Annotated in this window: 9 protein-coding genes; 7 read left to right on the top strand and 2 right to left on the bottom strand. The window is 61.5% G+C overall.

Going from position 1 to position 9,765, the window contains the following annotated elements:
* Positions 1-260: 260 nt before the first annotated feature.
* Entirely contained in the window at positions 261-1,100 is an 840-nt protein-coding gene (locus tag KGA96_RS27765) for an AraC family transcriptional regulator (protein ID WP_223515682.1), read from the bottom strand.
* A 94-nt stretch (positions 1,101-1,194) separates the two neighbouring features.
* On the opposite strand from KGA96_RS27765, the gene KGA96_RS27760 reads away from it, so the two are divergent.
* On the top strand, positions 1,195-2,115 hold the full coding sequence (locus KGA96_RS27760; RefSeq protein ID WP_223465622.1) for a LysR family transcriptional regulator: 921 nt from the start codon (positions 1,195-1,197) through the stop codon (positions 2,113-2,115).
* Between the two features lie 186 nt (positions 2,116-2,301).
* On the opposite strand, the gene KGA96_RS27755 is transcribed toward KGA96_RS27760, so the two are convergent.
* A complete protein-coding gene (locus tag KGA96_RS27755) occupies positions 2,302-3,216 on the bottom strand; it encodes a LysR family transcriptional regulator (protein ID WP_046043676.1) in 915 nt (304 codons plus the stop codon).
* Between the two features lie 71 nt (positions 3,217-3,287).
* Between KGA96_RS27755 and KGA96_RS27750 the strand changes: the two genes are divergently transcribed.
* The 6 genes from KGA96_RS27750 to KGA96_RS27725 all read left to right on the top strand — a co-directional run bounded on the left by KGA96_RS27750 (position 3,288) and on the right by KGA96_RS27725 (position 9,765).
* A complete protein-coding gene (locus tag KGA96_RS27750; RefSeq protein WP_223515678.1) occupies positions 3,288-4,355 on the top strand; it encodes an AraC family transcriptional regulator in 1,068 nt (355 codons plus the stop codon).
* A 441-nt stretch (positions 4,356-4,796) separates the two neighbouring features.
* Positions 4,797-6,149, top strand: coding sequence for a UDP-glucose dehydrogenase family protein (locus tag KGA96_RS27745; protein WP_223515675.1), 1,353 nt, complete (start codon positions 4,797-4,799; stop codon positions 6,147-6,149).
* Positions 6,146-7,150: an NAD-dependent epimerase gene (locus KGA96_RS27740; protein ID WP_046043673.1), complete on the top strand. Its 1,005-nt coding sequence runs from the start codon at positions 6,146-6,148 to the stop codon at positions 7,148-7,150. The genes KGA96_RS27745 and KGA96_RS27740 overlap by 4 nt, the downstream gene beginning before the upstream one ends.
* Before the next feature lie 166 nt (positions 7,151-7,316).
* Positions 7,317-8,063, top strand: coding sequence for a sugar transferase (locus KGA96_RS27735; RefSeq protein WP_223465618.1), 747 nt, complete (start codon positions 7,317-7,319; stop codon positions 8,061-8,063).
* Complete coding sequence (locus KGA96_RS27730; protein ID WP_046043670.1) at positions 8,064-8,711, top strand: CpsD/CapB family tyrosine-protein kinase; 648 nt, start codon at positions 8,064-8,066, stop codon at positions 8,709-8,711.
* A gap of 22 nt (positions 8,712-8,733) precedes the next feature.
* Positions 8,734-9,765 carry a polysaccharide biosynthesis/export family protein gene (locus KGA96_RS27725; RefSeq protein ID WP_223465616.1) on the top strand — a complete coding sequence of 344 codons (1,032 nt, stop codon included), beginning with the start codon at positions 8,734-8,736 and terminating at the stop codon, positions 9,763-9,765.

The following is a 9,765-nucleotide window of genomic DNA, read 5'->3' as shown; positions in this document are numbered from 1 at the left end:
GTGTTCATCCGGGGATTGGCGCGCAGCGCCGTTCGACGCAGTCGAACTCATTGCATGTAGGTCGAAGCGAAGCCGACCGGAGGGCAATGCCCCCGGATGAATACCGCAGCGAAGGAACGCCGAGCCTTAGCGAGGGGCCGTACGTAAGGGGCGAGACTTTTTGGTTCCTTTTGTGTCGTTTGACAAAAGGGACTCGCCGTAAGGGCGAAACCGCCAGCCGCCATTACCGCAGAAACGGATATGTACACCGACCCCATCACCTACAAACCAAGGCGAAACTGCTTAGGCGTAATCCCAAACTGCTTACGAAACGCCCGAATGAAATTACTCGGCTGCCGATACCCCAACCGCTCGGCAATCCGCTCGATCGGCTGATCCCCCGCCGTCAACCAGTGCCGCGCCATCTCCAGGCTGTCACTGCGGGCATGCTGCGCCGCCGCAGTCTGCCAGTGCCGCAACATGCTCTGATGCAAAAACCCATTGGCCCCGAGCAGAGGCTCATCAAGACTGGCCGCCGGCAGGCTCAGACACGGATGTGAACCCTCCAGCACCTCGACACCAGCGCTACGCAACCATTGCCCGGCAGCCTGTTGCGGCGTCAGGTGGACCGCGACGAACACCTCGGCCGGCGCACGCCCCAAACGTCGGGCGATATTGCGCACCAACGTCAGGGTCGCCGCATCGAGGCCGAAAAAATGCGGCTGCCGGTCAACACTGCGCAAGTGCAGACGAGCCTGCCCGTCACCCTCCTCCAGTTCCGCCAGTACGTAGTTGGTCACCCGTGGCAGGAAGTCGGTGAAACACGCCAGGCTCGCACGCAGGGTCGCGGCGGAGTCCAGCAGAATGTTCAAACCCCGCAGCGTAGTGGTCGCCATGCCATTGACCAGATCGCAGCCAAACGACACCCCCGCGCCCGCACGTTCGCATTCACTCCACAGGCGTTCGACCAAGTGCACGGGCACATGCAGGTCCTGCCCTTCGAGCAACGACAGGCAGATGCCGGCCCGTTCCAACAGTTGGTCCTGGCACAGTCCGGACTGCCGGGCATGGCTGAGAATGGTGCGGGTGAAGGCGCTGGAAATGAACGGTTGGCTGGTCATGGCAAGTTACGGCGAGAAGACAGGCGTGTACTTATGCCAGCCTCTGTGCTATCGATCCAATGCATTAAAAGTATCCGCCGAATGCAGGAGATGCATGATGGACTTACGACAACTCCGCCACCTTGTCGCCCTGGCCGATTACCGCAACTTCGGTCGGGCCGCCGAGGCGATCAACCTCAGCCAGCCCGCCTTCAGTCGCAGCATCCAGACCCTGGAGCGCGACCTCGACTGCGCGCTGGTAGAACGCAGCAGCCGCGAATTCCGCCTGACTGGCCAGGGTGAACTGGTGCTGCAACATGCCCGGCGCCTGCTCGCCGGCAGCCAGGCCTTGCACAATGAACTGACGCAATACAACGGCCTGACCGGTGGCGAGTTGCACTTCGGCTGCGGCCCGTACCCGGCCCAGGTGTTGGTGCCCGAGGCGTTGGCGGAATTCATCCAGGCCCACCCGGCGATCCGCATCAGTTTCCACCAGGGCGACTGGGAGCAACTGGCGGTCTGGCTTCGTGAGCAGCAAATCGAATTCCTCGTGGCCGACGCGCGGTACTTCACCGGCGACCCGCAATATCATGTACAGCTGTTGCGCCCTCGACGCGGGCGGTTCTTTTGCCGTGTCGGTCATCCCTTGGTGCAGCAGCAGAACCTGTCCCTGCGCGTCCTGCTCGACTACGCGGTGGTCGGCACGCGAATACCGCCGATGATCCGCAAGATCCTCGCCGACGTGCAGGGCGAGGCGGACTTCAACCCGAGCGTGGAATGCGCGCAATTCGACGCCATCCGCCGCGTGGTGATGCGTTCCGACGCGGTGGGCATCGCCACCGTGGAGGCCTTGGCCGAACTGGTCGACCAGGGCCTGATCCGCCTGCTGGAATTTGCCGATGTGCCCAAGGAGGACCCCGGCCTGCAATTGCACTACGGCATCGTCAGCCGCGCCGGCCACTCCCTGACACCGGCCGCGCTGGCGATGGTCGATGCGGTGCTGTCGGTTGACCGGCGCTTGTTGGCGTCGAATTAGCCCCTTCAAGCAGTTGCACAATCCCTGTGGCGAGGGGGCTTGCCCCCGTTGGGCTGCGAAGCGGCCCCAAAACTGTCTGCCCATTTCTTCAAGTAGAACCCTGCATTGGTATTATGACCGCTTCGCGGTCGAACGGGGGCAAGCCCCCTCGCCACAATGCAATGCACAACCCTGGATATGTGAGCATCACGCACGCCGCACCAGCGCCTGCAATGCCCGGGGCTCACCGAGGGCGCGCAGCAGGCAATGCATCGCCTCCTCGCGGCTGCGCTCGAAGCGATAACGCGATTCGATGTACAGCGCCAGTTTCAATTCCACCGGTTCATCCAGGGGCAGCGGCACGTGTTGCAGGCCCAGCACACTGGCGACCCGGCTTGGCAGGCTGATGCCGAACGGCTGGCGATCGGCGATCAGCTTTGCCGCCAGGGTGCTTTGGGTGCTCATCGCCACATTGCGGCGCAGGCCTTTCAAGCCAAGCTGCAAGTCCACCGGGCTGAGCCCGTCGCGGCGGCTCGACACCTGGATCTGCGGCTGCTCCAGATACGCCTGCAGGGTGCGCGGCGGTTCCTTGAGCGCGGCGCCATAGGCGAACACGTAATGGTCGGCGGGCAATGCCTGTTTGTGCAGGCCGGCAAGCCCGGCCAGGGGCTGGTCGAGGTCGATCAGGATATCCAGCTTGCCACTGGCCAGGTCCTGCAAGGCGTCACGGCGCCGGGGCTGGAAGTAACGCACCTGCCAATCGGCGTGGGGCGATTCGAGCAAGGCATCGAGCAGCACCGGTTGCAGGCAGTCCAGACAACTGATGCGCAGCAGCGGATTGTTCTGTCGCGCGGCGGGAATCATGCGCAAGCCATCGCGCAATGACTCGAGCGCGGCACGCACGTAGTCGGCCAGACGATGGGCGACCAGTGTCGGCGTCACCCCCAGGCGACTCTTGATGAACAGCGGATCGCCGCACAATTCGCGCAGGCGACGCAACGCATTGCTCATGGCCGGTTGCGACAGGCACATCACCTCGGCCGCACGGGTGACGCTGCGCTGCTGGTAAATCGCATCGAAGGCAAGCAACAGGTTCAAATCGAGCTGGCGTAAATCAAGCATGGTCTTGCTCCGGCAAATCGCTTAACGTCGGGCAGCCTAACCAGTGTTCCGGAACAAGCTGTGAGCCCTACATGACAAAAAGCGATCAGCCACTGCACGATCAATCGATACCCAATGCGTTCTACGCGCCGACCCTGCTGCCGGCCATCGAAGAGTTGCTGGCCCGTGGCGTGGACCGGGACAGTATCGAAGGCCTGTTTCGCCGCAGCCTGTTCGAGTTGCGCACGCCATTCATGCGCATTCCGCTGTTCATGTCGCGGCGCTTCTGGGCGTTTGCCCTGGAGCAGACCGGCGACCCGCTGATAGGCCTGGCGGCTGGCCGGCGCTTCGTTTCCACCGCCACCAACGGCCTGACGTACCTGTTCGACGTGGCCGCCTCACTGGACAGCGCCTGCCAGTATTTCGTGCGTTTCTTTCCGTTTTTCAACGGGCACTTCCAGGCGCAGATCGTGCGCGGCGACGACAGCGTCGAATTGCACCTGCTCGACCGTGGCAGCGTGAAAACCAGCGCGGCAACCACCGATTACATCCTCATCAGCCTGTGCAGCATGTTGCGGCGCAAATTCCTCGCCAGTGGCCTGGAGCGTGATCCGATTCTGGGCGTCGGACTGGCCGGTGCTTGCACGGCCAATGCGCAGGAACATCAACAAGCCTTTCGCGCACTGGTGCAATGGGGGCAGGCGCAGCACTCGATCCGCCTCGATCCACAGCTGTTCGTCATCCCGTTGACGCCAGGCAATCATGAACTGGAACACACGCTGGTCGAACTGCTGGAGCAGACCCGACGCAACAGCGAACCGACCTTGCTGGAGCAAGTCTGCGACCATTTGATCGGCGACCTCGCCGAGGCCAACTGGCAGCAATTCTGTGCCACCCAGCACTTGCTCGAGCGCACCGCCGCCCGACGCTTGAAGGCGTTGGGCTGGAGTTTTTCAGAGTTGCTCGACGAATACCGCCGCTACCGGGCCGAAGATTTTTTGCAGGGAACGGACCTGGAGCTGGTGGAGATTTCCGACCGTCTGGGTTACAGCGATGTGCAAAGCTTCAACCGTGCTTGCCTGCGGTGGCTGGGGTGCGCGCCGGGAGCCTGGCGAACCCGGCAAGGTAGAGCAACTGACCCGTGCCTGCCCAAGGCTTGACCTCATTCTAAAAACTGCTCGCTCCGGGCACCGCCGTCGACCGATCGTTTCATTGTGTTTGCAACGATTTTCCAGGTCGATCGCCAATAGTTTGTCGGTCGTTTCTTGACGATAGCACCGTGCCATCTTTGCGTAAGAACTGGCGGACTTCGGGATAAAGCGTCAAAAAACAGGTGACTCAAATCTGACGCGCTCGAGCAGCTACAGCCCTTGTATTTCAAGACTTACGACCGTCCATCGTTTAATTGAAAATCTCGAAAAGAGCCCAAAATCGGGGAAACCCCAATAGTGGTGCGACTTTAATGGCAAATGGCCCCAACTTTGGGGGTTGTCTTGCCCATTCGACATGCCAATTTGCTGACACGGTTTGCCAAGGCTCGTCTATACCCCTTTTGACAGTCTTATTTCGCAACTTTCCACCGTCTTACGAGGCACGCCAGTATGGACGTGAGCGTATTTGGTACGGGCTACGTTGGCCTGATTCAAGCCGCGGCACTGGCTGATGTCGGACATCGTGTCCTGTGTGTCGACATCGATCCGAACAAGATCCGGCAACTGCAACAGGCCGTACCACCGATCAGTGAGCCAGGACTTTCCGGCACCCTTGAAGAAAACATCAAGGCCGGTCGCTTGCTCTTCACCACCCAGGCCAGCGATGCGGTGGAGCACGCCGAGCTGATCTTCATCGCCGTCGGAACACCCGCCGACGAAGACGGTTCGGCCGACCTCAGCCATGTGCTGAACGTGGCCCGGCAGATTGCCAATTTAATGGAGGCCGACCGTACTCTGATCATCAAGTCCACGGTGCCGGTGGGCACAGCGGACCAGGTCAGTGCCACCGCCGTTGAAGAGTTGCAGCGTCGCGGCAAAGGTTCGCTGAAGGTACGGGTGGTGTCGAACCCGGAGTTTCTCAAGGAAGGCAGCGCCCTGGCCGACTGCATGCGCCCGGACCGGATCATCGTCGGCACCAGTGACGACGAAGCCCGTGACCAGATGAGCGATCTCTACGCGCCCTTCTGCCGCAACCACGACAAGTTGATGTTCATGGACAACCGCAGCGCCGAGCTGACCAAGTACGCGGCGAACGCGATGCTGGCCACGCGCATCAGTTTCATGAACGAACTGGCCAACCTCACCGAGTTGCTGGGCGCCGATATCGAAGCCGTGCGCAAAGGCTTAGGCTCGGACCCGCGCATTGGTTACCACTTCATCTACCCCGGTTGCGGCTTCGGCGGCTCGTGCTTTCCCAAGGACCTGCGCGCCCTGCTGCACACCGCCGAACACGCCGGAATGCCACTGAAGCTGCTGCGCAGCGTGACCGACGTCAACGACCACCAGCGGCATATCCTGTTCAGCAAACTCAAGGCGCAATTTCCCGCAGGGCTGGCCGGCAAGTCCATCGCCGTGTGGGGCCTGGCGTTCAAGCCCAACACCGATGACATGCGCGAAGCACCCAGCCGCTACCTGATGGAAGCCCTCTGGGCCGAAGGCGCGAGCGTGCAGGCCTACGACCCGGAAGCCATGTCCGAATGCCGGCGCCTTTACGGCTACCGCGACGACCTGCATCTGTGCGCCACCCGCGATGACACACTCGAAGACGCCGATGCCCTGGTGATCTGCACCGAGTGGAAGAACTTCCGCGTGGTCGACTTCGACACACTGGCGAGCAAGCTGCGTGCACGGGTGATCGTCGACGGACGCAACCTGTACAACCCGGAACAAGTGGCGGCCGCCGGCCTGCACTACTGCGGCATTGGCCTGCGCCACATCGTGCCCGAGGCCTTGCGTCCATGAAGATTCTGGTCACCGGAGCGGCCGGTTTTATCGGTGCCCATTGCGTGTTGCGACTGTTGCGCGATGGACATCAGGTGTTCGGCCTGGACAACTTCAACAGCTACTACGACCCGCAACTCAAGCACGATCGTGTGCGTTGGGTGCAGGAGCAGGCACGCCCTTTCCCGCTCTCAACGATTGACCTGGCCGATGCCACGGCCATCGAGGCACTGTTTGCCAACGAACAACCCGAAGTGGTGATCCACCTCGCGGCCCAGGCCGGGGTGCGTTACTCCCTGGAAAATCCCCGGGCGTACCTGGACAGCAACTTGAGCGGGTTCCTGAACATCCTCGAAAGCTGCCGCAAACACCCGGTCAAGCATCTGATCTACGCCTCGTCCAGTTCGGTGTATGGCGCCAACCAGCACACACCGTACTCGGTGCGCGATGGTGTCGATCATCCGCTGTCGCTGTACGCCGCGACCAAGAAGTCCAACGAACTGATGGCCCACAGCTACAGCCACCTGTTCGGTATTCCCTGCACCGGCCTGCGCTTCTTCACGGTATACGGCCCCTGGGGACGGCCTGACATGTCGCCGATTCAGTTCGCCCGGGCCATCGCCGAAGAACGCCCACTCAAGCTGTTCAACTACGGCGAGCACCAGCGGGACTTCACCTACATCGACGACATTATCGAGAGCATCGCGCGTCTGATCGAAAGCCCACCGCGAGCCAACGCTCGATGGGACCGCGAGCAACCGGACCCGGCCACGAGCATGGCGCCCTGGCGGATCTTCAACATCGGCGGCCAGCATCCGGTGGAGCTCAAGGAGTATCTGGCGCTACTGGAAAAACACATGGGGCAAAAAGCCCGGGTCGAGCTACTGCCTCTGCAACCCGGCGATGTCCTCAACACCTGCGCCGATGCCAGCGACCTGGCCCGCGCGACCGATTTCCAGCCAAGGATCGAGCTGGATGAGGGACTGGGGCGCTTCGTTGCCTGGTTCCGTGCTTACTACTAACCAAGTAATTAATTAATCAACACTAACTAACAAAGTAATTAACTGATTAATACCAATTAACTAAGCAAGAAACCGATCAGAATTAATTAACTAAGCAATAATCTGATCAACACTAACTAACTGCCTATCGCCTACGCCGCGCGCGGCTGAACTCTGCGGAGGATTTATGACTGGTCATGAGAAAAGTGTGCCCCTGGAAAAAATGCGCAGGGACAAGCGCATGGACCCCGAGCACCGCATGCGAATGGACGCAGCCATCCACATGCAGGGCCGTGGCTGGGTGACCGGTCGCGACGGTGGCCGGCCGTGGACCCTGTCGCGCACCAACCGCGTAATGGCCTGCCTCGGTGCGCTGGTGATCCTGGTGCTGATTTCGCCGGTGCTGCTGGGGCTCGCGCTGGCCGTCAAATTCACCAGCCCGGGGCCGGTGATGTTCGTGCAGAAGCGCACCGGTTACCGCGGCCGCCTGTTCGGCATGTACAAATTCCGCACCATGGTCGCCAACGCCGAGGAGCTCAAAGAGTCCCTGCGGTACCTGAACAAGCACGGCGCCGACGCCATCGATTTCAAGATCGACAAGGACCCGCGCATCACCGGTATCGGCGGTTTCCTGCGACGCACCAGCCTCGACGAGCTGCCGAACCTGTTCAACGTGGTGACCGGCGACATGCGCCTGGTAGGCCCCCGGCCGACTTCGTTCAATGCCTACCGCTACAAGGACAATCATCTGGCGCGCCTGAGCATCTACCCCGGCATGACCGGTCTATGGCAAATCTCCGGGCGCAGCAATATCGACTTCGACCAGCGCGTTGAGCTGGATCTGCGTTACATCGCCCAACAGAGCCTGCTGCTTGATTTGAAGATTCTGTTGAAAACCCCTTTCAAAGTATTCAGCGGCCACGGAGCGAGTTAAATGGACGGTTCAACTGCTAAAAGCCTCAGCATTGCCAGCCCGAGCGAGTCCAACCTGACATCGACCGTGCTCGACCAGGACCTGCGGATCCTTTTCCTGACCGCCGCCAACCCCGGCGCCGGCACCACCACCAGCGCCCTGGCGCTGGCCAGTCAGCTGGCGCAGATGAGCAGCGGCCTGGTGCTGCTGGTGGACGCCAGCCAGTCGGCGACCAACCTCACGCAACAGCTGGGGCTGACCAGGGAACGGGGGTTTCGCGACTTGTTGTTCAACGACCAGAGCCCGCCCTTGTTGCAGGACTGCGTGGTGGACGTCTCCAGCCTGCCCTTTCACGTGCTGCCGTTCGGTCGCCATTCCCGTGGCAACGAACACCTGACAGCCGAACGCCTGAGCCCCTTGCTCAATCAACTCGGTAGCCAGTACCGGTTCGTGGTGATCGACGGCGATGCGGTGTATTCGGCCTCCGACACCCTGGTCATCAGCACCCAGGTGGACGGCGTGGTCATGGTCGTGCGCTCGGAAGACACCCGCTGGGAAGTGGCCCAGGCCGCGGCCCAGCGCCTGAGCCAGGCCGGAGCGAAACTGGTCGGCAGCGTGTTCAACCGACGCAAGTACTACATGCCCAAGTGGCTGTACAAAAACCTGTGAGCAATCAGATAAGGATGACGCCATGAACGCCAAGATGCTTGTCCTGCTGTTGCTGCCCCTCGCAGGTTGCTCCAGCACTTCCGACCAATCCCAAAGCATGCCGGTGCAAATCCTCACGGCTCCACCGGCCAACGCCCAGGCCACCGACGTGCCCAAGGTCGAGCAGACCCTGCGCCCACAGGATGTGCTGGACGTGATCTTCCACATCAGCACCAGTGGTTCGGACGCCTATCGCGTGCAGTCCGGGGACATGATCGCGCTGAACTTCACCGCCGCCAGCCAGCTCAACGGCAACCAGTTGGTGCTGCCCGATGGCACCATCGAACTGCCAGGGGCCAACACCTCGGTGAAAATCGAGGGTCTGACCCGCGATGAAGCTCGTGAGGCGATTCAGCGCGCCTACGACCGCAAACAGCTGTTCCAGCCCAACCGCAATCAGCTGTCGGTGAACCTGGTGAGCCCGCTGACCAATGAACAGAACCTCAAGTCCACGCTCAACCACCCCGGCACCGGCATGAGCCGGGAAATCACCGTGGGCACCGATGGCTACGCCAGTTTCCCGGAAATCGGCGCCGTGCCGCTGCAAGGCATGACCGTCAACCAGCTGGAGGCCTACCTCAATAAACGCTACGCCACCTTGCCGGGTCGCATGACCGTGGACGTGCTGCTCAAGTCCACCGCCGGCAACGAAATCTATGTACTGGGCGAAGTCGGCCAGCCGGGGTCCTACCCGATCCGCCGTCCGGTGTCGGTGCTCGAAGCCCTGACCATGGCCCGCGGCTCCAACATCAAGGCACGCCTGGACTCGGTGATGATCATGCGGCGCAACGGCAACCAGGTGGTCGCCCATCGGTATGACGTTGAGAAGGCCTTGTCCGGCGATGCCTCGCAGATCGCCTACCTGCAAGCGGACGACATGCTGTACGTGCCCAAGACCAAGCTGGCCAGCGCCGGTGAGCTCGCACGGCAACTGGCGGACGTCGTGTTGTTCCAGGGCGTGGGCTTCAGCTTCAGCTACCGCGTCGACAACAAAAACGACAACAGCAGCAACTAA

This window comes from Pseudomonas sp. GL-R-26, from assembly GCF_019947365.1.
Lineage (GTDB): Bacteria > Pseudomonadota > Gammaproteobacteria > Pseudomonadales > Pseudomonadaceae > Aquipseudomonas.
The sequence above is the reverse complement of the archived record's forward strand: the minus strand, read 5'-3'. Positions and strand labels throughout refer to the sequence as shown.

Bases quoted from the DNA above. Each gene is read 5' to 3' on its own strand.
- KGA96_RS27765 (WP_223515682.1), bottom strand. From the start codon at position 1,100: ATGACCAGCCAACCGTTCATTTCCAGCGCCTTCACCCGCACCATTCTC.
- KGA96_RS27760 (WP_223465622.1), top strand. From the start codon at position 1,195: ATGATGGACTTACGACAACTCCGCCACCTTGTCGCCCTGGCCGATTAC.
- KGA96_RS27755 (WP_046043676.1), bottom strand. From the start codon at position 3,216: ATGCTTGATTTACGCCAGCTCGATTTGAACCTGTTGCTTGCCTTCGAT.
- KGA96_RS27750 (WP_223515678.1), top strand. From the start codon at position 3,288: ATGACAAAAAGCGATCAGCCACTGCACGATCAATCGATACCCAATGCG.
- KGA96_RS27745 (WP_223515675.1), top strand. From the start codon at position 4,797: ATGGACGTGAGCGTATTTGGTACGGGCTACGTTGGCCTGATTCAAGCC.
- KGA96_RS27740 (WP_046043673.1), top strand. From the start codon at position 6,146: ATGAAGATTCTGGTCACCGGAGCGGCCGGTTTTATCGGTGCCCATTGC.
- KGA96_RS27735 (WP_223465618.1), top strand. From the start codon at position 7,317: ATGACTGGTCATGAGAAAAGTGTGCCCCTGGAAAAAATGCGCAGGGAC.
- KGA96_RS27730 (WP_046043670.1), top strand. From the start codon at position 8,064: ATGGACGGTTCAACTGCTAAAAGCCTCAGCATTGCCAGCCCGAGCGAG.
- KGA96_RS27725 (WP_223465616.1), top strand. From the start codon at position 8,734: ATGAACGCCAAGATGCTTGTCCTGCTGTTGCTGCCCCTCGCAGGTTGC.